Annotated in this window: 24 protein-coding genes and 2 pseudogenes; 13 read left to right on the forward strand and 13 right to left on the reverse strand. The window is 68.7% G+C overall.

Features of this window, described 5'->3' with window-relative positions; all coding sequences use genetic code 11:
• The first annotated feature begins 37 nt into the window (after positions 1-37).
• The 4 genes from JVH1_RS08850 to JVH1_RS08865 all read left to right on the forward strand — a co-directional run bounded on the left by JVH1_RS08850 (position 38) and on the right by JVH1_RS08865 (position 3734).
• The gene (locus tag JVH1_RS08850) at positions 38-445 is read left to right on the forward strand and encodes a ChaB family protein (RefSeq protein WP_009478767.1); all 408 of its coding nucleotides are present in this window, start codon (positions 38-40) and stop codon (positions 443-445) included.
• Complete coding sequence (locus JVH1_RS08855; RefSeq protein ID WP_043781703.1) at positions 442-1623, forward strand: zinc-dependent alcohol dehydrogenase; 1182 nt, start codon at positions 442-444, stop codon at positions 1621-1623. The genes JVH1_RS08850 and JVH1_RS08855 overlap by 4 nt, the downstream gene beginning before the upstream one ends.
• Positions 1623-3101 (forward strand): FAD-dependent oxidoreductase, encoded by a 1479-nt coding sequence (locus JVH1_RS08860; protein ID WP_009478765.1) that lies wholly within the window; start codon positions 1623-1625, stop codon positions 3099-3101. The genes JVH1_RS08855 and JVH1_RS08860 overlap by 1 nt, the downstream gene beginning before the upstream one ends.
• Positions 3102-3170: 69 nt before the next feature.
• Entirely contained in the window at positions 3171-3734 is a 564-nt protein-coding gene (locus JVH1_RS08865; RefSeq protein WP_009478764.1) for a type 1 glutamine amidotransferase domain-containing protein, read from the forward strand.
• A 16-nt stretch (positions 3735-3750) separates the two neighbouring features.
• Here the strand turns inward: JVH1_RS08865 and JVH1_RS08870 are convergent, their stop codons facing one another.
• The gene (locus JVH1_RS08870; protein WP_009478763.1) at positions 3751-4935 is read right to left on the reverse strand and encodes a sensor histidine kinase; all 1185 of its coding nucleotides are present in this window, start codon (positions 4933-4935) and stop codon (positions 3751-3753) included.
• A gap of 1 nt (position 4936) precedes the next feature.
• A complete protein-coding gene (locus JVH1_RS08875; protein WP_025432069.1) occupies positions 4937-5563 on the reverse strand; it encodes a response regulator transcription factor in 627 nt (208 codons plus the stop codon).
• 289 nt (positions 5564-5852) lie between these two features.
• Here JVH1_RS08875 and JVH1_RS08880 point away from each other — a divergent pair, with 289 nt between their 5' ends.
• Positions 5853-6329, forward strand: a complete 477-nt coding sequence (locus JVH1_RS08880; RefSeq protein WP_009478762.1) for a hypothetical protein — start codon at positions 5853-5855, stop codon at positions 6327-6329.
• A gap of 47 nt (positions 6330-6376) precedes the next feature.
• Positions 6377-6523 (forward strand): hypothetical protein, encoded by a 147-nt coding sequence (locus JVH1_RS08885; protein ID WP_009478761.1) that lies wholly within the window; start codon positions 6377-6379, stop codon positions 6521-6523.
• An 86-nt stretch (positions 6524-6609) separates the two neighbouring features.
• On the opposite strand, the gene JVH1_RS08890 is transcribed toward JVH1_RS08885, so the two are convergent.
• The 4 genes from JVH1_RS08890 to dnaK are packed head-to-tail and all read right to left on the reverse strand — an operon-like array spanning position 6610 to position 10715.
• Positions 6610-7017, reverse strand: a complete 408-nt coding sequence (locus tag JVH1_RS08890) for a heat shock protein transcriptional repressor HspR (protein WP_011597686.1) — start codon at positions 7015-7017, stop codon at positions 6610-6612.
• On the reverse strand, positions 7017-8201 hold the full coding sequence (gene dnaJ / locus JVH1_RS08895; RefSeq protein WP_005238348.1) for a molecular chaperone DnaJ: 1185 nt from the start codon (positions 8199-8201) through the stop codon (positions 7017-7019). The genes JVH1_RS08890 and dnaJ overlap by 1 nt, the downstream gene beginning before the upstream one ends.
• Positions 8202-8223: 22 nt before the next feature.
• A complete protein-coding gene (grpE, locus tag JVH1_RS08900; protein ID WP_009478759.1) occupies positions 8224-8874 on the reverse strand; it encodes a nucleotide exchange factor GrpE in 651 nt (216 codons plus the stop codon).
• Positions 8871-10715: a molecular chaperone DnaK gene (dnaK, locus tag JVH1_RS08905; RefSeq protein ID WP_009478758.1), complete on the reverse strand. Its 1845-nt coding sequence runs from the start codon at positions 10713-10715 to the stop codon at positions 8871-8873. Before dnaK ends, grpE begins: the two co-directional genes overlap by 4 nt.
• A gap of 300 nt (positions 10716-11015) precedes the next feature.
• Between dnaK and JVH1_RS08910 the strand changes: the two genes are divergently transcribed.
• Positions 11016-11582 carry a hypothetical protein gene (locus tag JVH1_RS08910; protein WP_009478757.1) on the forward strand — a complete coding sequence of 189 codons (567 nt, stop codon included), beginning with the start codon at positions 11016-11018 and terminating at the stop codon, positions 11580-11582.
• 6 nt (positions 11583-11588) lie between these two features.
• Here the strand turns inward: JVH1_RS08910 and JVH1_RS08915 are convergent, their stop codons facing one another.
• Together JVH1_RS08915 and JVH1_RS08920 are read right to left on the reverse strand one after the other, a co-directional pair.
• Positions 11589-11849 (reverse strand): hypothetical protein, encoded by a 261-nt coding sequence (locus tag JVH1_RS08915; protein ID WP_005238337.1) that lies wholly within the window; start codon positions 11847-11849, stop codon positions 11589-11591.
• Between the two features lie 70 nt (positions 11850-11919).
• On the reverse strand, positions 11920-12240 hold the full coding sequence (locus JVH1_RS08920) for a hypothetical protein (RefSeq protein ID WP_009478756.1): 321 nt from the start codon (positions 12238-12240) through the stop codon (positions 11920-11922).
• Positions 12241-12372: 132 nt separating this feature from the next.
• On the opposite strand from JVH1_RS08920, the gene JVH1_RS08925 reads away from it, so the two are divergent.
• Positions 12373-12915 (forward strand): DinB family protein, encoded by a 543-nt coding sequence (locus JVH1_RS08925; RefSeq protein ID WP_009478755.1) that lies wholly within the window; start codon positions 12373-12375, stop codon positions 12913-12915.
• Between the two features lie 215 nt (positions 12916-13130).
• Here the strand turns inward: JVH1_RS08925 and JVH1_RS08930 are convergent, their stop codons facing one another.
• On the reverse strand, positions 13131-13604 hold the full coding sequence (locus JVH1_RS08930; protein WP_237735282.1) for a transposase: 474 nt from the start codon (positions 13602-13604) through the stop codon (positions 13131-13133).
• Positions 13605-13613: 9 nt separating this feature from the next.
• Positions 13614-13922, reverse strand: a complete 309-nt coding sequence (locus JVH1_RS08935; protein ID WP_083849868.1) for a transposase — start codon at positions 13920-13922, stop codon at positions 13614-13616.
• Between the two features lie 114 nt (positions 13923-14036).
• On the opposite strand from JVH1_RS08935, the gene galT reads away from it, so the two are divergent.
• From galT to JVH1_RS08960, 5 genes and pseudogenes are all read left to right on the forward strand, one after another.
• Positions 14037-15203 (forward strand): galactose-1-phosphate uridylyltransferase, encoded by a 1167-nt coding sequence (gene galT / locus JVH1_RS08940; RefSeq protein ID WP_009478754.1) that lies wholly within the window; start codon positions 14037-14039, stop codon positions 15201-15203.
• The gene (gene galK, locus JVH1_RS08945) at positions 15200-16390 is read left to right on the forward strand and encodes a galactokinase (RefSeq protein ID WP_009478753.1); all 1191 of its coding nucleotides are present in this window, start codon (positions 15200-15202) and stop codon (positions 16388-16390) included. Before galT ends, galK begins: the two co-directional genes overlap by 4 nt.
• Positions 16374-16502: pseudogene (locus JVH1_RS08950) on the forward strand (sugar ABC transporter ATP-binding protein); the annotation flags it as partial. The gene galK and the pseudogene JVH1_RS08950, both read left to right, overlap by 17 nt.
• Positions 16475-16624: pseudogene (locus tag JVH1_RS08955) on the forward strand (UDP-glucose 4-epimerase GalE); the annotation flags it as partial. The pseudogenes JVH1_RS08950 and JVH1_RS08955, both read left to right, overlap by 28 nt.
• 42 nt (positions 16625-16666) lie before the next feature.
• Entirely contained in the window at positions 16667-17986 is a 1320-nt protein-coding gene (locus JVH1_RS08960; RefSeq protein ID WP_009478751.1) for a DUF2252 domain-containing protein, read from the forward strand.
• Positions 17987-17991: 5 nt separating this feature from the next.
• On the opposite strand, the gene JVH1_RS08965 is transcribed toward JVH1_RS08960, so the two are convergent.
• The 3 genes from JVH1_RS08965 to JVH1_RS08975 form a co-directional block, all read right to left on the reverse strand.
• Positions 17992-19488, reverse strand: coding sequence for a dynamin family protein (locus tag JVH1_RS08965; RefSeq protein WP_009478750.1), 1497 nt, complete (start codon positions 19486-19488; stop codon positions 17992-17994).
• Positions 19485-21329 carry a dynamin family protein gene (locus JVH1_RS08970; RefSeq protein WP_009478749.1) on the reverse strand — a complete coding sequence of 615 codons (1845 nt, stop codon included), beginning with the start codon at positions 21327-21329 and terminating at the stop codon, positions 19485-19487. Before JVH1_RS08970 ends, JVH1_RS08965 begins: the two co-directional genes overlap by 4 nt.
• A 172-nt stretch (positions 21330-21501) precedes the next feature.
• The gene (locus tag JVH1_RS08975; RefSeq protein WP_009478748.1) at positions 21502-24855 is read right to left on the reverse strand and encodes an IniB N-terminal domain-containing protein; all 3354 of its coding nucleotides are present in this window, start codon (positions 24853-24855) and stop codon (positions 21502-21504) included.
• Positions 24856-24952 lie beyond the last annotated feature (97 nt).

Genomic DNA, 24952 nt, shown 5'->3' on the forward strand with positions numbered 1-24952 from the left:
GTCCGAACGGGCACCGCTACACCCGAGGAGGAATTCCGTGCCGAAGACCACCGACAGCGGCAAGCCGAAGAAGAGCGAGCTCCCCGAGACGCTGAAGAAGTCGTCCGAGAAGGCGCAGCGCACGTTCGCCAAGGTGTACGACTCCGCAATGGATCAGTACGGGGACGAGGAACGGGCACATCGCGTCGCGTACGACGCCCTCAAACACAGCTACGAGAAGGTCGGGGACCACTGGGAGGCCAAGGACGAGAAGGGCCCGTCGGACGAGCGCGCGAAGAGCGGCGGCCCGAACGCGTCCGGTGAGACGGCCGAGGGAGTCGACGCCAATGCGAGCAAAGACCATCTCGTGCACATCGCGCAGCGGCTCGACATACACGGCCGGTCCACGATGACCAAGGACGAACTCGTCGACGCGATCGAGAAGGCGAACCGGAGAGCCCGATGAGAGCCGTGACGTGGCAGGGCAAACGGAAGGTCAGCGTCGACACCGTCCCCGACCCCGTGATCGAACAGAAGACCGACGCGATCGTCGAGATCACCACCACCAACATCTGCGGCTCCGACCTCCACCTGTACGAGGTGCTCGGCGCGTTCATGAGCGAGGGCGACATCCTCGGCCACGAACCGATGGGCATCGTCCGCGAGGTGGGGTCCGAGGTGACCGACGTGAAGGTCGGCGACCGGGTGGTGATCCCGTTCCAGATATCCTGCGGCAATTGCCACATGTGCGACCGAAAGCTGTTCACGCAGTGCGAGATCACCCAGAACCGGGACGAGGGCACGGGTGCGGCGCTGTTCGGGTATTCGAAACTGTACGGGAGCGTTCCCGGCGGCCAGGCCGAGTATCTTCGAGTGCCGCACGTGAAGAACACCCACATCACGGTTCCCGACGGCCCACCGGATTCGCGCTTCGTGTACCTGTCCGACGTGCTGCCGACGGCGTGGCAGGCCGTCGAGTACGCGGACATACCCGACGGCGGTTCCGTCGTCGTTCTCGGGCTCGGGCCGATCGGTGATATGGCGGCACGTATCGCTGCGCACAAGGGTTTTCGTGTCATCGGCGTGGATCTCGTGCCCGAGCGTCTCGCCCGCCCGCAGGCACGACACATCGAGACGGTCGACCTGACCGACGCCGAGGGCGAACTCGGCGACGTGATCCGGGAGATGACCGGCGGCCGCGGCCCCGATTCCGTCATCGACGCCGTCGGCATGGAAGCGCACGGCTCCCCCGGCGCGAAACTCCTGCAACAGGTCACGTCGTACCTGCCCGACGCCCTCGCGGGCCCGCTGATGTCGACGGTGGGAATCGACCGGCTGCACGCCCTGTACTCGGCCATCGACATCGTGCGGCGCGGCGGAACCCTCTCGCTCATCGGGGTGTACGGCGGAATGGCCGACCCGATACCGATGCTCACCCTGTTCGACAAGCAGATTCAGGTGCGGATGGGCCAGGCCAACGTCAAGCGGTGGGTCCCGGACATTCTGCCGTTGCTCACCGACGCCGACCCCCTGGGCGTCGACACGTTCGCCACTCACGAACTGCCACTGGACCACGCGCCGCACGCGTACGAGATCTTCCAGAAGAAGGAAGACGGCGCTGTGAAGATTCTCCTGAAGCCGTAATGCCTTCTCTGTGGCTCGATCACGTCGCCGGGCACCGCGGTGCGGTCACCGGGCGGTCATGGGACGAACGTGGACGGTACGACACCGTGGTGGTGGGCGCGGGGGTGACCGGACTGATCCTCGGGTTGCTGCTCGCCCGTGCGGGACAACACGTCGCCGTCGTGGAAGCGCGGACCATCGGCGCCGTCACGACGGGGAACACCACGGGCAAGGTCAGTGTGCTGCAAGGTACCCGGCTCGCCGAGATCGGCCGACGTCACGCGGTGCACATCCTGCGGTCGTACGTCGAGGGAAATCTGGAGGGCCAGCAGTGGCTGCTCCGGTACTGCCACGACCGCGAGATTCCCGTCGGCACGGCACCGGATTTCACGTTCGCGCAGACCGAGTCCGGCGTCGACGCGGTGCGCGCTCAGTACACGGCCGCCCGATCGGCGGGCCTGCCCGTCCGCCTGGTGCCGGAACTCGACATCCCGGTGCCCCACGTCGACGCCGTCACAATCGACGACCAGGCGTTCCTGGACCCGATGCCCGTTCTCCATGCGGTGGCCCGCGACCTGATCACGCACGGCGGCGACGTGTTCGAGCACCGTCGCGTGACATCGGTCCGGACGCTGGTGCGATTCCACGTCCTGTCGACGCCGGACGGCGACATCGAAGCCCGCCGCGTGGTTCTCGCGACGGGAACGCCGATCCTCGACCGCGGAGGATTCTTCGCGCGGCTGACGGCGGAGCGATCCTATGCGGCGGCGTTCCGGGTGCCGGGCGGTGCCCCCGGTGGAATGTACCTGACCGCCGATCAGCCCACACGGTCGCTGCGCCCGGCCGACGACGGCCGTGTTCTGGTCGTCGGCGGCAACGGTCACGACGTCGGGCGAAGCACGTCGCCACAGGCCGCGGTCGACGATCTGCTGGCCTGGACCGGCCGTCACTTTCCCGGGGCGACGCCGACCCACCGCTGGTCGGCGCAGGATTACTCCTCGCTGAACGCGCTTCCCTACGTCGGCCCACTGGTTCCCGGCAGAGACGGCATTCTCGTCGCGACGGGGTACGGAAAGTGGGGACTCTCGAACGGCGTCGCCGCCGCTCTTGCGCTCGCCGGACGCATTCTCGGTGGCCACATGCGGTGGGCGGAGGCCTTCCAGAGCTATTCGCCGACGCAGCTTTTCGACCTTCCCGCGGCGGTGAAGGCGAACGGCGAGGTAGCGAGGGAGATGGCTGCGGGCTGGGGCGACGCACTCGTGGGGAGACACCGCGGGAAGGGCCGGGCTCGCATCGTGCGAGAGGGACTGCTGCCCGTCGGCGAGTACACCTCGAACGGTCACACCGAGCGGGTCTGCGCCGTCTGCCCGCACCTCGGTGGTGTGCTCCGCTGGAACGATGCGGAGGCGTCGTGGGACTGCCCGCTGCACGGGTCCCGATTCACTGCCGGCGGAACACTTCTCGAGGGCCCCGCAACCACCGATCTCCGACGGCTCTGATCCCCACCCGATTGGCCGCGGGCCACCTGGGTACCCGTCGCTTGTTCCCACGAAAGGAAGGAAGTGCCCATGACATCGGCAGAGACACTTCGCGGCCGGAAGGTCGCGATCCTGGCCACCGACGGCGTCGAGGAAGTCGAACTCGTCGAACCCCGGAAGGCCGTGGAGGACGCCGGCGCGGAGGTCCGGCTGATCTCGTTGTCCCCCGGCAAGATCCAGGCCATGAACTCGGATGTGAACGCGGCAGGCACCTATGCCGTCGACGCCGCCGTCGGCGACGTGTCGGTCGCCGACTTCGACGCATTGATCCTGCCCGGCGGTACCACGAACCCCGACCACCTCCGGATGGACGCGTCCGCCGTCGCCTTCGTCCGCGACTTCGTCGATTCGGGCAAACCGGTGGGCGTGATCTGCCACGGACCGTGGACGTTGGTCGAGGCCGACGTCGTCCGCGGCCGCACTCTCACGTCGTATCCCAGCGTGCGCACCGACATCCGCAACGCGGGCGGAACCGTGGTCGACGAGGAAGTGGTGGTCGACAACGGGTTGGTGTCGAGCCGCAACCCCGACGACCTACCCGCGTTCTGCGCGAAGATCGTCGAGGAATTCGCCGAGGGCCGCCACCCACAGTGACCTCGCCGGGCCTGGATCAGCCGGAGTCCGGGACCGTCACCACCACTCGGGTGCCCGATCCGGGTGAGGACGTGACGTCGAAGGTGCCGCCGAGGCTTTCGACCCGCACGATGTGCGACGCCAGTCCGATGTGCCCCTGCGCCACCCGTTCCGGGACGACGGCCGGGTCGAATCCGGCGCCGTCGTCGGCGACCGTCAGCGTGGTCCGCCCGCCGGCGCGGGTGAGTGCGAGTTCGATCGTGGTGGCGCGGGCGTGCTTCGACACGTTGGTGAGCAGTTCCCGCGCCACCCGGTAGAGCAGCTCCTGGCAGTCGGGGTGACCGACGTCGTCGACGCTCACCGTCATCTCGAACCCCCGCCGGGCGTAGAGATCCGCGAGCTCGCGCAGCGCCGCGGTGAGGCCCAGCTGCGCGAGGACCTGCGGATGCAGTGTGGTGACGGTGGACCGCAGCTGCGCCGCGGTCTCGCGGAGGGCGGACTCGGCGGCGACGAGCATGTCGTCCGGGTTCCGCTCCAGGGCCTCCTCCACATCCAGCCGGGCCGCCAGCACATTCTGCAGGGGCCCGTCGTGGAGGTCCTCGGCCAGTTGCCGTCGCTCGCGTTCCTCGGCACCCATCGATTCGGCGATCAACTGCCTGCGCACATCCATCAGCGAGATCACCGTCGCAGAGCGCCGGACCAGCACGTACGACAACGCCGTCGTCGCGGCCGCGAGCCACAACAGGAAACCGAAGTAGAGGTACACCTCGTCGGGGAAGCCGACTGCGTCGTCGCGCTTGGAGTAGACGATCCACACCACCTGGTACCCGACGGCGGTGCAGACGCCGACGATCGCCGTCAGACGCGGCCGGTACTGAAACGCCACCGAGATCGGCAACAGGAAGAACACCGGGAGCAGCACCGACGTCGCGCCGCCGGAGACGACGCACAACGCCACCACCGCGGTGACGTCCGCGGCCGTGGACACCCAGCCCGCCCACGGTCCGACGTCCCGCACCAGGACGAAGATCAGCCAGCCGAGAGCGACCGCCGCATACCCGATCAGCAGCCCCGCGAAGACGTCGGGTTGCCAGTGCGTCACGCGGATCACCGGTCCGAGCAGCGCCATCAGACCGATCAGCGGTAACCGGAGTATGGCGGTCACCCGGACCGCCTCGGTGCTGTAACGACGAACTACGCGACTCTGGGACGGATGCGGCACGTCACTCCAGCAAGCCGCGTCGCATCGCCTCGGCCACCGCGGCCGCGCGGTCGCTGACCCCGAGCTTCTCGTAGAGGCGCTGGACATGGGTCTTGACCGTCGACGGCGCCAGATACAGCTCACCGGCGATCGTGGGAATGCTCTGCCCGCGCGCAATGAGCGCCAGCACTTCCTTCTCCCGACCGCTCAGCGCCGGCCCGACCGGTTCACTGCGACGACGCACCTCGCCTGCCAGTCCGACCGCGAGGGAGGCGGGGAGGACGTCGCGGCCCTGTGCGCAGTCCAGGACGGCTTTCACGATCTCCGCCCGGGTCGACTCCTTCGGCAGGAATCCCGCCGCCCCCTCCTGCAACGCGTGGTACACGATCGCGGATTCGTCGTGCGCAGACAGCAGCAGCACGCGCGTGGCGAGTTCGGCTCGTCGCACGGCCGCCGCCACCTGGGAACCGTCGAGCTCCGGCATCCGATAGTCGAGCAGTGCGACGTCGGGGGCGAGTTCGCGGATCAGGGCGAGCGCCGCCGCACCGTCGTCCGCCTCACCGACCACCTCGATGTCGCCACTCGCGAGGAGCGCACGGACGACACCGTCCCGAAAGATCGGGTGGTCGTCGCCCACCACGACCCGCACGGCGCTCACGGCGTGGTCCGATGCGAAGCGACTCCAGCGAAGTCCATTGCTCACTTTCTCACGAGAGCAGGCCCGCGCGGAGCACTTCGCGGGCCCGCTGTCCCCCGATCGGTGGACACCGGATTCATCCCGCCCTCCGTCCTGTCGGTGGACAGACGACGGCGCGCATTCACGACATAGTTGACACACACCGGAAACGGGGAGATCGGAAACCGAAAACCCCACGGCCCCAGACGTTCCACCCCAAAGCGTCAGACCCCCGAAGTTCCAGAACCCAGGAGAAGCCATCATGCGCACCACCGCCCGTCGCCGCGTCGCACTCTTCATCGCACTGCCCGCCACCGCAGTGGCCGTCACCGGATTCGCCATCGCCGCCGCCGGGGTTGCCACGGCGGGCACGATGCCGACATCGGGACCGACGATCGCGATGACGATCAGCAACGACACCGACCTGCCGATGGTCCTCGCGGGTTCGTCGAACCCCTACGGGCAGTGGATTCAGGCGCCGTCGGACTACCTCGCCCCGCACAGCAGCCAGATCGTGAAGGCATTCTCCACCGACCCGAACGGCGTCGAGGTGGATGCCACGTACTCGCTCCCCGGCGGTGCCCAGGCCGTGTTCCGCGCCGACAACTACAGCAACACGACCGACGTGGACGGAACCCGCGTCGACGCCAACTACGGCCACGCCTACGGCATCAGCAGCTGGATCGACTCGGGCTACCCGAACATGAACGCCGGCTACCACCTGTACGGACACCCCTGACAGCCGATCCCGACCATCCACCGAACACTCGACGAAAGCCGCAGAACATGATCATGCACGTCACCGAGACCCCCACCCCCACCGTCTCCCGCACGATGTGGACCACCGAGGAGATCAAGGCACGTCTCGAGGAGATGAACATTCCGCGATCACGCACCCGTCGCGGGCCCCGCTGGGGCAACCGCGACCGATAAGCCGGGGGTTGGGGCCCGATGTCGCACTGGTTCACTCCGACAGGACCAGTGCGACATCGGTTCGGTTCACCCGAGAGATCGCCGGGTCAGCGCTGGTGCCGCGGCTTCCACACGACGAGCGCGTTGCTCCGCGGGATCGGAACGAGGTCGCGCCGGTACCCGGCGTGAATCTTCGCGATCTCCTCGGCCAGCTCGCGAACCCGGTGCTGCAGAGCCTCCACCTGGTTGGTGAGTTCGATGATCCGCTTGATGCCGGCGAGGTTGACACCCTCGTCCTGCGAGAGGCGTTGCACCTCGCGGAGCAACGCCACATCCCGCGGCGAGTACCGTCGGCCGCCACCGGACGTGCGGTGCGGGGTGACGAGACCGAGCCGGTCGTAGTTGCGCAACGTCTGCGCATGCATGCCGGCGAGTTCCGCGGCCACCGAGATCACGAAGATCTGGGCGTCCGGATCAACGGCGCTCTCGCGTGGATCCTGAGTCGTATCGCTCATCAAGCACCCGCCCACCCGGCCCTCGGATCGAATCCGCTGGCCTTCTCTGCTTCCAGATAGGTCTTCAATGCTTCGGTGGCCGGGTCGTCGAGCTTCTGCGGAACGGCGACCTTGACCGTGACCAATAGGTCACCGGCGCCACCGGCACGCTTGGGGACGCCTCGCCCGCGCACCCGCAGAACCCGGCCGTCGGCGGTGCCCGCCGGAATCTTCACACCGACACGCCCCTCCAAGGTGGGGACGGAGACGGTGGTTCCGAGCACGAGCTCACCGTAACTGACGGGAACGACGAGCGTGAGGTCGTCGCCGTTGCGGCCGAACACCTTGTCGGGACGCACCCGGACCGTGACGAACAGGTCGCCGGACGGTGCGCCGCGCAGGCCGGCCTCACCCTGGCCTGCCAGCCGGATCTTCTGTCCGTCACTGACACCCGCGGGGACGCGGACGGTGATGGTGCGAGTCCGGTTGGTGACGCCGTTGCCGTGGCACACCTCGCACGGCGAGTCGATGATGGAGCCGGTACCGCGGCAGTCGTCGCACGGCTCACTGAACCCGAACGCGCCCTGGTTGCGGCTGACGATTCCGGTCCCGTTGCAACGCGGGCAGACTCGCGGGCTGGTTCCCGGCTTGGCACCGCTGCCGTGGCAGGTGGTGCACGGCGACGGGCTGGTCAGACGCAGCGGAACCGTGACGCCGAGCGTGGCTTCGCGGAATTCGAGGGTGGTCTCCGTCTCGACGTCGCTGCCACGACGGGGACGGTTGGTCGTGCGGGTCGCGCCGCCGCCACCGGCGCCGCGATTGAACAGGCCACCGAAGATGTCGCCGAGGCCGCCGTCACCGGCCGCCGCGCCGCCGCCACCGAACAGGTCGTTGATGTCGAATCCGCCCTGGCCGAAACCACCGGCTCCGGGGTTGAATCCGCCGCCGCCCTGCCCGAAACCGCCGCTCGCGAACAGTCGCCGGGCCTCGTCGTATTCCTTGCGCTTGGCAGGGTCCGAGAGCACGGCGTGTGCTTCGCTGACGGACTTGAAACGCTCCTCGGCCTTCGTGTCGCCGGGGTTCGCGTCGGGATGAAGGTCGCGGGCGAGTTTGCGGTACGCCTTCTTGATCTCGTCCGCGGATGCGTGGGACGAGACGCCCAGCTCCTTGTAGAAGTCCTTTTCGATCCACTCCCGTTGGCTCACTGGGCGTCTCCTCCTCTCGCTCTTACTCTTGTTCCGACTCGGCGGGCTTCGCCGCCTCGTCGGAGGTGTTCGCGCCGGCATCGCCTGCGCGATCGATCACAGCTACCATCGCATGCCGCAGGACGCGATCACCGAATTTGTAGCCCTTTCGCATCACCGTGCCGAGAACGGGGTCGTGACCCTCGCCCTCGTGCTGCACCGCCTCGTGCAGCGCCGGATCGAATGCGTCGCCCTCGGCGCCGAACTCGCTCAGGCCGAGCGACGTGAGAGTGCCGGTGAGCTTGTCTGCCACACCCTTCAGCGGCCCCGAGTCGAGGTCGCCGTGGCTGCGTGCACGGTCGAGGTCGTCCAGCACCGCGATGAGCTCACCGACGACGGACGCCTTGGCGTTCGCGATGTCGGCCTGCTTGTCGCGCTGGACGCGGCGGCGGTAGTTGGCGTACTCCGCCTGCAGTCGTTGCAGGTCGGCGGTGCGCTCCGCCAACTCGTCCGTCTCCGGAGCTGCCGTCTCCGGCAGGGCCCCTTCGTCCACCGAGCCGGGCTGCGGGGCGGCAGCGGTGCCCGCGAGGGGCTCCACTACCGGCTCCGCGTCCCGTGTCCGACCGGTCTCGGGGTCGATCTTCCGCTTGTCCACGAAAGTGACCGGTTCCTGCTCGGTGTTGTCGGACGTCACTTCTTCTCCGAGTCGGACGGCTCGTCCACGACCTCGGCGTCGACGACGTCGTCGGCACCATTCGCGCCGGAGCCGTCGGTGTTGGCGGCTTCCTCAGCGGCGCTGGCCTCGTAGATCGCCTGGCCGAGGGCCTGCGACTCGGTGGCCAGCTTCTCGACCGCGGTCTTGACGGCCGCGATGTCGGTGCCTGCGAGAGCGTCGTTGGCTTCCTTGATGGCAGCCTCGACCTTCTCCTTGACGTCGGCGGGCACCTTGTCCTCGTTGTCCTTGATGAACTTCTCGGTCTGGTGCACCAGCGACTCGGCCTGGTTGCGCACCTCGGCCTCTTCGCGGCGGGCCTTGTCTTCCTCGGCGTGAGCCTCGGCGTCCTTGACCATCCGCTCGATCTCTTCCTTGGACAGACCGGAGCCGTCCTGGATCTTGATCGTGTTCTCCTTGCCCGTGCCCTTGTCCTTGGCGGTCACGTGCACGATGCCGTTGGCGTCGATGTCGAAGGTGACTTCGATCTGCGGCACGCCACGCGGGGCGGGCGGCAGGTCGGCCAGCTCGAACGAGCCGAGCAGCTTGTTGTGCGAGGCGATTTCGCGCTCACCCTGGAACACCTGGATCTGCACCGACGGCTGGTTGTCGTCAGCGGTGGTGAAGGTCTCGGAACGCTTGGTCGGGATGGTGGTGTTGCGCTCGATGAGCTTGGTCATCACGCCACCCTTGGTCTCGATGCCGAGGGACAGCGGGGTGACGTCGAGGAGCAGCACGTCCTTGACCTCGCCCTTGAGGACACCGGCCTGCAGGGCGGCGCCGACGGCGACGACCTCGTCCGGGTTGACGCCCTTGTTGGGCTCACGGCCACCGGTCAGCTCGCGCACCAGATCGGAGACTGCGGGCATACGGGTGGAACCACCGACGAGCACGACGTGGTCGATGTCCTTGACGGCGATGCCGCTGTCCTTGATCACGGCCTGGAACGGCGCGCGGGTGCGATCGAGGAGATCGGACGTGATCTTCTGGAACTCGCTGCGGGACAACTGCTCGTCGAGGAACAGCGGGTTCTTGTCCGCGTCGACGGTGATGTAGGGCAGGTTGATCGACGTGCTCTGCGACGAGGACAGTTCGATCTTGGCCTTCTCGGCAGCCTCGCGGAGACGCTGCAGTGCCATCTTGTCCTTGGTCAGATCGATGCCGTTCTGAGCCTTGAACTTGTCGACGAGCCACGTGACGATGCGCTCGTCCCAGTCGTCACCACCGAGGTGGTTGTCACCGGACGTGGCGCGAACCTCGACGACGCCGTCGCCGATTTCGAGCAGCGAGACGTCGAAGGTGCCGCCACCGAGGTCGAAGACCAGGATGGTCTGTTCCTTGTCGCCCTTGTCCAGGCCGTAGGCCAGTGCGGCCGCGGTGGGCTCGTTGACGATGCGCAGGACGTTGAGACCGGCGATCTGGCCGGCTTCCTTCGTGGCCTGACGCTGGGCGTCCTCGAAGTACGCGGGGACGGTGATCACGGCGTCCGTGATGTCCTCACCCAGGTACGCCTCGGCGTCGCGCTTCAGCTTCATGAGCGTGCGCGCGCTGATCTCCTGGGGCGTGTACTTCTTGCCGTCGATCTCCACGTTCCAGTCGGTACCGATGTGGCGCTTGACGGAGCGGATGGTGCGATCGACGTTGGTGACGGCCTGGTTCTTGGCGGGCTGACCGACCAGCACCTCACCGTTCTTGGCGAAGGCGACGATCGACGGGGTGGTGCGTGAACCTTCGGCGTTGGCGACCACTACGGGCTCGCCGCCTTCCAGCACAGACACGACCGAGTTCGTTGTACCGAGGTCGATACCGACGGCACGAGCCATAGTGTTCCTCACTTTCGTTTTGCAGTCCTGTGGGCAGGTTTTTCATTACTGAACTGCGATGTTGGCGCTTAGTGAGCGCCCTCCGCTCAAGTTTGCACTCCGACACCGTCGGGAGTCAATTCGAACTTGAGTCTTGCACGCTCATGTTGTCGTAAGGCTCAACGGAGGGGTGCGGAGATTTGTTCCCGGATGCCCACATCTTTTTTCGGCGCCTTGTTTCGAGGCCTTCCCGTAGCGAGGCCGCCGACGCGGACCCGCGCGTCGGCACGCCACGCTACGGCAGGTCGATAGGATCGCAGCGTGACGACACCCGAACAGCCGCCACGCCGGCCCGAACCGCCGCGACCCGTACCGCCGCGTCCGGAGTTCGCGGTCAGCCCGCTGCGCGCCACCCCCACCGATGACACCCCGAAGGCCGTCGCGGTGTCGCTGTCCGCCTGGGTGGGATCGTTCGTCGTTCTCGCCGGAATCGCCGGCGCCATCGCGCTCGACCTGGGCGCCGTCCGCGACGCCCTCGAGGCGTCGGTCGCCGCGGACAATCCCGGGGACTCCGCGACGGACATCACCGACACGGTGAACCTGACGCTGATCGGCAGCGGTGCCATCGCCGTCGTCCTGATCCTCCTCGGACTGCTGGGCATACAACTCCTGCGCGCCCGGAAACCGGCGGGCCAGATCACCCTCGCCGTCGTCGGCGTCCTCAGCGTCGCCGGCGGAGTGGGCCTGTGGACCCTGCTGTCCGACGCCGGTGACGCGACCGCCGGTGTGCTGCAATGGGCGCCGCTCGCCTACAGCGCCCTCGTCGCGGTGGGAGTGCTCGCCCTGTTCGCTCCCGGTGTGTCTCCGTGGCTGCGCCGGAACCGCTGACCGGACTCACACCTGGCACGGATCGGTGCTGCCGTGGAACTCCGGGTCCGGGTCGTATTCGCGGTTGGACGTGCCCGAGTACTCGGGATCGGGGTCGTACTCGTCGTTGGTCGTCCCCGTGAAGTCGGGGTCCGGGTCGTACTCGTCGTTGGTCGTGCCCTCGTAGGAGGAGTTGCAGGCCGGGTGGGCGGCAGCGGTCTGGGTCACGGACGCGGCGCCGAACACGAGAGCCACGGCTGCCAGTGCGGTCATCGTCGTGCGGATCATGATGATTCCTTTCATCGGTGGGCTGATCATCGGTGGGCTGGGCGGACTCCGAAGAGAGAACCGGGCGGGGTCACCCGGGTGCGGGCTGGTGGGGCATCGCGGGTTCGCCCGCGCCGATCCGGCTCGACCCGGCGATATCGAGATGGCGCGTCACCGTGGGGGTACCCAAATAGGGGCCCGCAACACCCGGCGCGAGCGATGGAATCGTCAGGGCTCGCCTGAATTCCATCTGCCCGCCGGCGTCGCTCTCCGCGGCGGTCGAGGCGTAGGCGAACGTGCCGACTCCCACCGTGACGGCGACGAGGACGGGCGACACCATGCCGCCGAGAACGCGGGGCCACACGCGTCGGCGCGAAGGCCGGGGCGCCGGTGTCGGAGAGTCGAAGTTCATACCGAGAATCCTTCGCGGCGGACGCTTTCCGCACATCCAGGAAGGCACCCAACTTGGACCCCGAGAAAAACCCTGAGAAGGCCTTCCTAATGAGGACCGTTTCTGACCTCAATTGCTTCTACTGTTCTTCTCATGACCACTTCGCAGAAGTCCCCGGCCACCGGTGAGCGCGCCGACCTCCTCCAGATCCTCCAGGAGCAGCGAGCCACCCTGTTGATCACCGTCCGCGGCATCGACGACGCACAGGCACGGCAGCGTTCGACCGTCAGCGACCTGACGCTCGGCGGACTGATCAAGCACGTGTCCCACACGGAAAAGCACTGGGTCGAAACCATTCTCGAGCCGGACGAGAACGCGGAATTCGACATGGAGTGGGCGATGGAGAAGTACTACATGCGCGACGACGAAACCCTCGAGGGACTGCTCGCCGAGTACGCCGAGGTGGCCCGCGCGACGGAGGCCGCCGTGGCCGGCCTCGACGACCTGGACGTGCTCGTCCCCCTGCCCACCGCACCCTGGGCGCCCGAGCGGCAGTGGTGGACGATCCGCCGCACCCTGCTCCACATCATCCGGGAGACCGGCCACCATTCCGGTCACGCCGACATCATCCGGGAATCCCTCGACGGCGGAAACACCACCATGCAGATGGGCGCCGACGCGGGCATGGAGTTCTGACCCACCCGGCAGAACAGACGAAAACACCTCACCGGGTTCGGGTTCCGGTGAGGTGTTCTCTTCTCAGCATGTGGCGTTTCGAGTGTTGACTTACCTCCTGCGGTCCAACCTTTCGCCGACTGGTGAAAACCATGGTGCCCCGCCGCGGGGGCACCGGCTACCTACCCCAGGGGTACGGTTCCCCACCCGGGACCCAACCCATTATCAGGTGGCCCTTACCTCAAAGTGGTACTCGCCTCCCCAGCTTCTTCTTGCCCAGAAAAAGTCATTTTGACATCCTCCTCGACCCTGGGGTCGGGATTTTCTACCGCAGCCGGTCGGCTACCTCGGTGGGTTCCTGCTTCGCCGCGCTGCGCCGACATCGCTGCCGGTCTTACCCTCGCTCCACAGGCGTTTAGTCTCTCGGCGCGTCCCGCCGCGAGGATATTCTTGGCTGCATTGTGGTCTCGGTGGTGGACGGAGCCACATCCGCAAGTCCACGCGCGGACGTTCAGTGGCTTCCTTTCGCCGACAGTCCCACACGTCGAACACATCCTGGTTGACGGAAACCACCGATCGATACGATGGAATGTGCGTCCATAACGGATCGCCTTGTACTCGAGCATCGACGCGAAAGCTGACCAGCCGGCGTCGTGAACTGACTTCGCCAACCGCGTGCGAGCGAGACCGTTCACGGCCAAATTCTCCATGTACACCGCTTAGTTATCGCGAATGATGCTGGTCGAAGTCTGGTGATTAAGGTCCCTGCGTGCATCGGCGACCCTGGCGTGCAGGCGAGCGACCTTGCGAACCGCCTTTCGTCGGTTGTTGGATCCTTTCTGTTTTCTCGCCACCTCTCGCTGGGCTTCTTCGATCCTGCATTCGGCGCGGCGGAGCAGGCGGGGGTTCTCGACAACTGTGCACTTCATCGGCGTCCAACTCGCGATGATCGAAAAGTTGCAAAATTGTTCGTTTGTGTTGACTTTCGAAGGGCAGAGGACAGAATCGGATCTGGACTCACCGAACATCCCAGTGACCAAACCTCGGGCTGCAAGCGTTGCCTGGGACAGCAGTCCTGTACGGAATCCGTCCCACCATTCCCGGTGGGCTGGTGACACGGGAGAACCGGGAAGGACTCGTCGATGACCGTGCGTGACGAACAGGATGCGCGGGAGACCGGGACACGGCTCCGGATGCGCAAGACCCGGACGACCCTCGCGGACGGCCGCGAACTGATCTACTTCGACGACTCCGAGCCGTACGTGTCGGGCGGAGCCACCCGCGAGCTGGTGGATTCACGTCCGCTGCCGCCGGCGGTGTCGCAGTCGCAGATGCGGTTCGACGTGCTCACCGGGGAATGGGTGGTCATCGCTGCCCAGCGGATGGACCGCACGTTCCTGCCGCCGCCGGACGCGTCGCCGCTCGCCCCGAGCGTGCCGGGCAAGGCACCTACGGAGATTCCGGCCGACGACTACGACGTGGTGGTGTTCGAGAACCGTTTCCCGTCGCTGGCGACGGCCGCCGCCGAGCAGGACCTTCCGGACTGCGTCGACGGAGAAGCGTTGTGGCCGTTGGCACCGGGAGCGGGCAGATGTGAGGTCGTGTGCTTCACCAGCAACCCGGATGCCGCCTTCGCCACCCTGAGCGTCGCCCGGGTCCGCACCGTCGTAGACGTCTGGGCCGACCGCACCGCCGAACTGTCGACGCTGCCGGGGGTCCGGCAGGTGTTCTGCTTCGAGAACCGGGGCAAGGAAATCGGCGTCACCCTGACCCATCCGCACGGACAGATCTACGCCTACCCGTACCTGCCGCCCCGCACGGACGCACTGATCCGGCGCTCCCGCGAGCACTTCGAGAGCACCGGGCGGCTGCTGCTCGCCGACGTCCTCGACGCCGAAACACGATCCGGCAGGCGCGTGGTCCTGGCCGCCGAGCACTGGACCGCGTACGTTCCCGCTGCCTCGCGCTGGCCGCTGGAGGTGCATCTCGCACCGCACCGCGACGTCCGTGACCTCACCGAACTGTCCGAAGACGAGCGCGACGAACTCGCCCACGTCTATCTCGAACTGCTGCGGCGGGTCGACCGGTTCTTCGAGGGTGTCGACGCCGTGCCCTACATCGCCGCGTGGCACCAGGCGCCCGTCGGCGAGGACCGTCCGCTCGGACGCCTGCACCTGCAACTGTTCTCGATGATGCGGTCGCCGGGCCGGATGAAGTACCTGGCTGGATCCGAGTCCGGGATGGGGGCGTGGGTCAACGACACCACCCCCGAGCGCATCGCCGACCGGCTGCGGGAGGTGGCGTCGTGAATGGTGCGCAGTGGGTCACCCCCGTCGACGCCGCCTCGGTCGCCGGCCCCGCGGAGGCGCTGTTCCGCAGCACGTTCGGCGGCGCCGCGGACGGCGTCTGGACGGCACCCGGCCGAGTCAACCTCATCGGTGAGCACGTCGACTACGCCGGCGGACTGGTCCTGCCGTTCGCGCTCCCCTACGTGACGGTCGTCGCCGTCCGTGTGCGGGGCGACGGGATCCTGCACGCCGTGTCCACGCACACCGGCGAGTCCTGGCGCGGTCCGCTCGACGACGTCGCCCCGGGCCACCCGGCCGGCTGGGCCGCGTACGTCGCCGGGGTGGTGTGGGCGCTACGCCGGTCCGGACACCTCACGGCGGGAACCGGTTTCGACGTCGCAGTGCATTCGACTGTCCCCGTCGGCTCCGGGCTGTCGAGTTCGGCCGCGCTCGAGTGCGCCTTCGCGCTCGCCGTCGCCGACATCGCCGGCCTGCCCACGGACGACGCCGGCCGCCGGCCGCTGATCACCGCGTCCATCCTCGCGGAGAACGAGATCGCCGGCGCGTCCACCGGCGGCATGGACCAGTCGGTCGCGATGCTCGCCCGCCCCGGCCACGCCCTGCTCCTCGACTGCCGGGACGGCGCCACCCGGCACGTTCCGCTCGACTTCGACTCCGCGGACGCCCGGCTGGTGGTCATCGACACCAACGCGCCGCACCGGCTGGTCGACGGCCAGTACGGCAACCGGCGCGCCGCCATCGAAAAGGCCTGCGCCGACCTCGGCGTCGCCACCCTGCGCGACGTCGCCGACCCCGACGCCGCCGTCGCGGCGCTGAGTTCCCCGGCAGCGCAGCGGGTCCGGCACGTGCTCGGCGAGATCCGCCGCGTCCGGGAAGTCGCCGACCTGCTCGACCGCGGCCGGATCGCCGACATCGGCGACGCCCTGAACCGCTCGCACGCCTCGTTGCGCGACGATTACGAGGTCAGCTCCGTCGAACTCGACTCCGCCGTCGACGCCGCCCTCGAGGCCGGCGCCTGGGGTGCGCGGATGACCGGCGGCGGCTTCGGCGGCTCCGCGATCGCCCTCGTACCCGCCGACCGGGTCGACGGCGTCGTCGAGAACGTCGCCCGACGCGCCGGCACCGCGTCCCTGCCCGTCCCCCAGTTCCTGCACGCCGAGCCGTCAGGCTCGGCGCACCGACTCTGAGATCCCCTTCGACGACCACGACCAGGTGGAGGCCATGACCATGGGCGACCGCGTGGCCGTCATGAAAGCGGGCATCCTGCAGCAGCGGTCCTCATCGCGTCCGGCGAACGTGTGCAGGCCGAACTGGGCTGGCGACCGAGACACACGGACCTCGATTCGATCGTGGCCGATGCGTGGACGTATCTGCAGTCGCTGGGCGCGCGGGAACGCTACCGTGGTGCAGTGCGGTCGTGACGAGGCGTGCGGCGCCCCGTCGGCCGCGAGAAGGAGGCTGGTGTGGACGTCGACGATTCCGCGAGGCAGGGCCGGATCGTGGAGGTCCTCGTCGAGGCCTTCGCCGATCTGATGGAGGCGGATCCGAGTGCGTTTCGCACGAAGTTCCGGAAGATGGCCGCCGATCCGTTCGCCTTCTTCCGGGGCAGCGCCTGCCTCTTCTACGACGATCTGCGTGACTTCGACGATCCGTGGGCGGACGAGCGCACCGGCCGGGTGTGGATTCACGGCGATCTGCATCTGGAGAATTTCGGCACGTACATGAATGCGGAGGGCACCCTCGTCTTCGACGTCAACGATTTCGACGAGGCGTACGTGGGGCCGTTCAGCTGGGATCTTCGCCGGTTCGTCGCGAGTCTCGCACTGATGGGGTGGCAGAAGGCCCTCCCCGAGAGCGATATCCGGGCACTCGCCGACACCTACCTGCGCAGTTACGTCGAGCACGTCCTGCACTACGTGCAGCGGGAAGCGGACGAGGCGTACGCGCTGCGCCTGGACAATTCGCGCGGCGCCATCCAGGACCTGCTGCTGAGCGCACGGCTCGCCACCCGGGTGGACCTGCTCGAGTCCGTCACGGTGATCGAGGACTACGACCGGCGTTTCCGGCGGGGCCGCGGTGTCCGCGAACTCGACGAGGAGGAACGCACCACCGTGCGCGAGGCGCTGGACAAGTACATCGAGAGGGTTCCCAGCAGCAAGCGGTCCACGCGACCGGTGTTCTATCGCGTCAAGGACGTGGTCGGGCGGAAGGGCTTCGGAATCGGTAGCGCCGGCCTCCCGGCTTACAACGTGCTCATCGAAGGAGCGACCCAGGCGCTCGAGAACGACATCGTGCTCTCACTCAAGCAGGGCAACGTCGCTGCGCCGAGCCGGGTCGTCGACGAATCCCGGGTCCGCGACTACTTCGAGCACGAAGGACACCGCACGGTGGTGAGTCAGCGCGCGCTGCAGGTCCACACGGATCCGCTGCTCGGCTACACGGAGATCGGCGGCACCGGTTTCGTGGTCGCCGAACTCTCCCCGTACGAACTGGACCTCGACTGGTCGGATCTCACCGAACCGGAGGACATCGCGCCGGTGCTCGAGGACCTCGGCCGGGCGACGGCGAAGGTGCATTGCGTCTCCGACGAGGACAGCGATCAGACCCTCGTCACGTTCCAGACCGAGGACGCCATCCGGAACGTCGTCGACGGCAGGCTGGACGAGTTCGTCGGCGAGATCATCGACTTCGGCATCGCGTACGCCGAGGTGAGCCGCAGGGATCACCAACTGTTCGTGAACGCGTTCCGGGAGGGCGAGATCGCGGGCGTCTCCGCGACGTAACCGAGCTACAGTCGGACGGTGTTCAGTTCCTCCAGAACACCTTCCGCGCTGCGGGCGGCGACGATGCAGGCCCGCGCGGTGAACTGGTCGAGCAACGGGTGGCGTGCCCGTTCGCGCCACTTCCGCACCGCGGCGAGTGCCCGCATCCGCTGCAACTCCACGGAATCGTCGCCGTCGGTGCCCAGTCGTTCGGCGATCTGGATCCCGAATCCGCCGATCAGGCGTTGCAACTCGGCCACGTCGTCGGCGGGCAACCCCACCTCGGTGGACCGCAGGCGCCCGAGCAGGCGCAGTTCCTGAAAACCGTGCACGTCGGAGAGCAGCCGTTCGGCCGACATCAGGATCTCACCCGCACCCGGCATCGGATGCGCCGTGAGCACCCGCTTGAGTGCCACGAGCGCCGAGTGGGTCTTCAACTGGTCGGCCCGCTGCCCGAACTGGATGTCGATCACCTGACGCAATTCGTCGAGGCCGCTGCGTTCCACCAATTCCGCCGCCAGCGTCGGCGAGTCCTTGGTGCCCAGCCGGATCAGGGTGACGGCCATCCGGATCCCGAAGAGCCCGAAGCGGTCTGCCAGCTGAGCGCGCATCCGGGCGTCCACGGGAAGCGGACTGTCCTCACGCGCGAACCGGTCGGCCGACAGCATCGCCAAGTTCAGGTCGTCCACCGGGACCTCGGCCAGATGCTGGAACGCGGTGAACTCGGCCTGACGCATCGTGCGGGCACCGAGCGCCAGCAGACCCGCGACGGGGACCACGGCCTGGCACAGCCCGGTGCGCTCGAGTTCGCCCGCGAACCGGGACGCCACTTCCTTCGCGGACATCATGGCGTCCAGGCGTCCCGCCCCCACCTCGTCGGCCCGCGACACGACACCGACCACACCGAGCGGTCCCGATTCGTCGCCCACGTGGTCGCCGATCTGACCGAGGAACTGGACGTCGGTCGCGTTCAGCGTGCGCAGCAGGTAGACCACGGCGTCGGCGCCGGACGCCTCGTTGTCGGGGGTGAGCATCTCGAGGGTGCGGGCCGAGACGTCCCTCGACAGCGAGGACGTGCCCGGGGTGTCGATGATCGTCGTATGAGCCAGGGCGGACGACGGCCACTCCACGTCGAGGCGGTCCACCTGGTCGGCGGTGAGGTGGCCGAGGTCGAACGTGAGATGTCCGTCCCGGCGCAGCACCGGGACGTTGGCGGAACGCTGGGCGCCGCTACCGGGGTCCGGCTGGTACCAGGCCGTCACGGTGGGCGTCGACCCGCTGCGGTACCAGGTGACGACGCGGGTGCATTCGGTCGCGTCGGTGGGCGCGATGTCCTGACCCACCAGGGAATTGAGCAGAGTGGACTTGCCGGCCTTCAGCGAACCGGCCAGAGCGACCCTCAACGGTTGTTCCAGTCGCCGCGCGCATTCGGTCAGCTGATCCCGGATCTCGGGTCTGCCCGCGTACAACTGCCGGGCGGACGCGATGAGTGCCCGGGCCTCGTGAAGCGGAGCGGCCGTCATGCCGTGACCGCTCCCGCGTCGCCTGCGACGAGTTGCGCGGCTTGCTGTTTCAGTTCGGATGCAACGTGCAGGTCCTTCTCGAGCTGCGCGATCCGGCGGGTCCGTTCGGTGGACTCGAGATTCGCCGCCTCCTGCGCGGCGCGCAGCGAGTCGTTGATCGACCGCAGCGCCTGCTCGGCGATTGCACTGAAATGGTCGCGCAGCAACCGCTGAATCGACCGGAGCCGATCCTTCGACTCCTTGCCCACCTGGAAGCTGGCGTCGTCGGCGAACCGGCGGATCGCGGCCTTCGCCTCCGCCCGCCGCTTCAGGATCCGGCTCTCCTTGTCTTCCCGGTACGCCTTCGTGCCGAGGAGGACTCCGGCGCCGATCGAGATCGGATTGACCAGGGCCATCCCCATCATGGTGGTGATCAGACCGAACATGAGGACGCCACCGTACGACCCGCGCATCCCGACGAGAACCTTCTGCGTGATGCCGATACGTCCGGCCTCGAGGTCCGCGAGCGAGGCCACCGGTTCGAGGACACCGTCGACGTCCGCGACGTCCAGGTGCGGCAGCTCGACCGCACCCGTCTCGGCGAAGTGCTGCGCCACCACCTCGGCCAGCCACAGCGCGCGGTCGTGGGCCCACACGAAGTTGTCGCCGATCGCGGTGGCGAACTCCTGCTCGAGCCACTGACCCAGCGCGTCCCAATCCTTGCCGGGGTCGCCCTCGTCGACGGTCTCCTCGGCCTCCCGGGTGACGCGGCGCAACCGGTCCCGGAGGTCGTGATCGATGTCCGCGGCCAGGTCGGCTATACCGTCACCCAGCGTCTGCTGCCACAGCGACGTCTTCTTGTGCAGCTCCTCGGCGGCGGCCTTCGCCTTCTGCAGTTCGGCGACCGCGGCGACGCCCTTCGCCGGATCGCGCAGGGCGGCAAGCTCACTGCCGATCCCCAGGGTGAGATGCTCGGCCGCGGAGGACACGTCCAGCGACACGGCCCGGCGCGTGTTCGCCTCCGCCCGCGCCACCACCCGCTCGCGCAGGAACGCGTACAGGTCGACGAAACCGGACTCGGTGTTGAGTTCCTCGTCCTGCAGTCGCAGCGCGTGCGAACGCAGCACCGAGGAGATCGGGATCAGGGGAACGTCGAGACCGGCCCGCGCGAGGTGCCCGCGGTCGGCTTCGACGATCTCGCGCCAGTGCGGGTACAGGTCGGTCTTGCTGATCAGGCACGCCACCGACGGGCACAGGCTGGTGACCTGGCGGATGAAGCCGAGCTCCGGTTCGGTGAATTCCTGGCTGGCGTCGGACAGAACGAACACGGCATCCGACGCCGGGATCAGCCCGAGTGTGCTCGCCGCGTGCGGGTTGCCGGCACCGCCCACGCCGGGCGTGTCGACCAGGACCAGACCGTCGGCGAGGAGCGGGCTCGGGACGTTGACCTCCACCCGCAGCACCTCCCTGCCCTCGGCGCGGGGCGAGGCCGGCGTGATGCCGTTCAGCTCGTCGAGCGGAAGAGGAACCCGGATCGGGTCGGCACCCGGATCGGCGAGGAGCAGTTCCGCCGACGCGGTCTCGGCGTTTTGGACGACAGTGGGGATCGCGGTGGTCTCGTCGTCGCCCACCGAGCACACGGTGAGGTTGAGGAGGGAGTTCACGAACTGGCTCTTGCCCTGCTTGAGCGGTCCGACCACCACGATCCGCATCCGCGGATCCTGCACCCGGGTCCGGGCCGAGTCGAGGCGCTGCGCCAAATCGCCACGACCGAACCTCTTCGCCACGACCAGGGCCTGCTCGAGCAACGCCGTCATCGACTGGGACCCGGCTGGACTCTTCTCGGCGGCTGCACTGTCCATGAGCTTCGTTGACCCGCAATTCTTCCGACCTCTGTGCGGACACCACGTTCAGTGCACCGACACCCGACTGTGTGAAACAGCCCCGCACGCATAACGCGTCCGGGGCTGATTTCGTTACATCGTACGGCGGTTCCGGCCACCCCGTCTGGGGGATGCCGGAACCGCCGTCTCATCACGGCTCGAGGTGATCGACCACGTCCGTGACGTCGTGCGTCGTGGCCACCGAGGTGTCGGTGTCACCGAACAGCGAGCCGTCGGTGTCCGCGTGCAGGCCCGAGTCGGCGCCGAACGCGTTGTCCGCGTCGATCGACGACCAGGTGTCGGCGCCGGTGTCGACGGCACCGCCCAGGGTGGACCCCAGTCCGCCTGCGATCGACCCGGTGGTGTCGGCCACGACCCCGCCGACCGCACCGAGGTCGGCCGAACCGTCCGTGGTCGCGTCCGCGTCGGCGGAACCGCCTGCCGACGCTCCACCGTCGACCGAACCACCGGCGGACGCTCCGCCGTCGACCGCGCCGCCCACTGCGGCTCCACCGTCGACCGCTCCGCCGACCGCACCGTCGAGGGCGCCTCCGACCGAGGTGCCGAGCGATCCGAGGCCACCCACGCCACCGGACAATCCGGCGCCGAGGCCGGTGACCGCGTCGGTGGTGGCATCCAGGCCACCGGTCAGACCGGCGGTGGCGTCGACCGCACTGTCCAGGCCGCCTTCGATTCCACCGGCCACGTCTCCGCCGACACCGGCCGCGGCATCGACCGTGCCGCCGAGGCTTCCGCCGAGATTCGCGGCCGTGTCCAGGGCGCCACCGACCGTGCCACCCAGGTTGGCCGCCGTGTCCAGGGCGCCACCGAGGTTCGCGTCCACGTTCGCACCGGCGTCGGCGACCGCGCCGACCGAGGCGCCTGCCTCGCCCACCGCGTCGACGGCACCGCCGACGCTGCCGGTCAGTGCGGAACCGAGGCCCGCACCGGTTTCGAAGATTCCACCGAGACCACCGGTGAGACCGCTGGTCAGACCGGCGCCCAGGCCACCGGCCGTGTCCAGTCCGCCGACCAGGTTGGTTCCGAGGCTGCCGCCGAGGTCCGCTCCGGCGTCGGCAACCGCACCGACACCCGCGGCGACACCGGCACCGATGCCTGCCGCGGCGTCCGCGCCGCCCGCCACGCCGCCGCCGACAGCGCCGCCCACATTGCCCGTGACGTCACTGCCCACGTCGAGCAGTCCGCCGAGCGCGCCGTCGATGCCGCCCGTCAGGCCACCCGCGAGATCGGTGCCCGCGTCGAGCGCACCGTCCAGGGCGCCGCCCACGCCGGCTGCGGCGCCGAGTCCGAGGTCGGCGTCCAGAGCGGAGTCCAGATCAAGTCCGCCACCGGCCTCCAGAGCCGTCTCCAGTGCGGAACCGAGGGTCGCGCTGAGGTCGCCGTCGGCTCCGAGGACGCCGCCGAGAGCGGTGCCCAGCGTGCTGCCGATGCTTCCCTCCGCGCCGAGAACGCTGTCCAGGTCGAGGGCGCCGCCGGTCTCCAGCGCACCGCCGAGCACTCCGCCCAGGGCCGCGCCGAGGTCTGCGCCCGCACCGCCACCGACACCGAACGCACCGCCGAGCAGGCCGCCCAGGTCGGTCACGCCGCCGAGGTCGACTCCGCCGTCCGCGCCGAGCACCGCGTCGAGGGCCGCACCCAGACCGGCGGTGGCGTCACCGTCGACTCCGAGCACCCCACCGAGCGCGCCGCTGATGGTGGTTCCCAGGTCGGCACCGGTGTCGAGGACACCGCCCAGCCCGAGGCCGCTCTCCAGGGCGCCGCCCAGGACCGTGCCCAGGTTCGCGCCTGCCTCGCCGCCCAGCCCGAGGGCCCCGCTCAGCGCCGTCGTCAGCTCCGACGTCAGTTCCCCGCCGAGACCGAGGTCGGTGCCCAGCCCGAGGCCTAGTCCGCCGTCCAGCAGACCGCCCAGGTCGATGTCCGTCACGCCGCCCGCGCCGAGCACGGCGTCGAGGGTGCTGCCCAGTTCGGCGGCCAGGCCACCGTCCAGGCCGAGGGCTCCGCCGAGGACCGTGCCGAGTGCGGCGTCCAGTCCCAATCCGCTGTCGAGTGCGCCGGACAGGGCGCCGCCGAGGCCACCCTCCAGATCGAGGGCGCCGCCGAGCAGACCGCCCAGGGCTCCACCGAGATCGCCGCTGACGTCACCGCCCGCGCCGAGCACGCCACCGAGGATGCCGCTCAGCGCACCGCCGAGGTCGCCGTCGGCACCGAGAACGGCGCCGAGGTCGAGGCCGCCACCGGCACCGAGAACGGCGTCCAGCGCGGTACCCAGACCGGCGGTGAGGTCGCCGCCGACTCCGAGTTCACCGCCGAGCAGTCCGCTCAGCGCACCGCCGAGGCTGCCGCCCGCACCGAGGATCGCGTCGAGGTCCAGTCCGCCGCCCAGGTCCGCGATCGAACCGAGGGTCGCGCCGAGTGCGCCACCGAGGTCTGCGCTCAGGTCGCCGCCCGCACCGAGGACACCACCGAGAGCACCACCGAGGACCGCGCCGAGGTCGGTGCCGAGAACTCCGCCGAGCGAGCCGGCAACGTCACCGAGCAGTTCACCGCCGAGCAGGCCTTCGAGGGTGGCACCCAGCCCGCCGCCCGCGCCGATCGCCGCGTCGAGCGCACCGCCCAGCGCGCCGCCGAGACCGGCGTCGACACCGAGCACGCCGCCGAGGGTCGTTCCGAGCACAGCACCGAGGTCGAGGCCGCCACCGAGTCCGGCGAGGATGTCACCGTCCAGGCTGCCGCCGAGGTCGACGACGCTTCCGAGGGCGGCACCGAGAGCCGCACCCAGCTCGGCGCCCAGGTCGCCGCCGATCGACAGTGCGGGGGCGAGGATCCCGGTGAGACCACCGGCCACGTCGACCACCGGCAGGGCCGTGATCGCCGCGGTGAGGGTGGTGGCGAGCTGCGCCGTCAGGTCGGCGCCCAGCCCGAGCGCGCCTCCGAGGGCCCCGCTGATCGCGGCGCCGATGTCGAGTGCGCTACCGAGGTCGAGGCCACCGGTGAGGGAGAGTGCTGCGTCGAGGGCTGCACCCAGCGCGGCGCCGAGCTGCGCACCGATCTCGCCGCCGATCTCCAGCGCCGCACCGAGCGCGGCGCTCAGGCCGGCAGCCAGTTCCGCCGCGAAGTCGAAGTCGCCGCCCAGGCCGGCACCCAGACCGAGGCCTGCACCGGCACCGATACCGACCGCACCGCCGAGACCGCCGCCGAGACCGAGGCCGCCGCCCAGGCCGCCACCGACACCTGCGCCGATACCGCCCGCCACGTCACCGGCGGCGTCGGCACCGGCGTTGACGATCGCGGCCAGGTCGGCCCCGCCACCTGCGAACAGTCCCGACTCCGCGACCAGGGGAGCAACGGAGACGATGTCCGCGTGGCTCACACCCTGCAGGCCGGCGGCGCACAGCGCCTCGGTCGGGTTGGCGCAGTAGGCAGCCGCAGCCTGCTCGTCGCGAAGAAGGCCGAGAATGAAGTCGAGGACGGCGTTGGTAGCCATGGCAGCTCTCCTGTAGTCGAGGTTCGGGGAGTTCGGTTGGCCACCACAACTGCTGTGACGGCGAGTGAAATACACGTTATGGATCGGCGGCCCCCTT

Source organism: Rhodococcus sp. JVH1, assembly GCF_000280725.2.
Taxonomy (GTDB): Bacteria; Actinomycetota; Actinomycetes; order Mycobacteriales; family Mycobacteriaceae; genus Rhodococcus_F; species Rhodococcus_F jostii_A.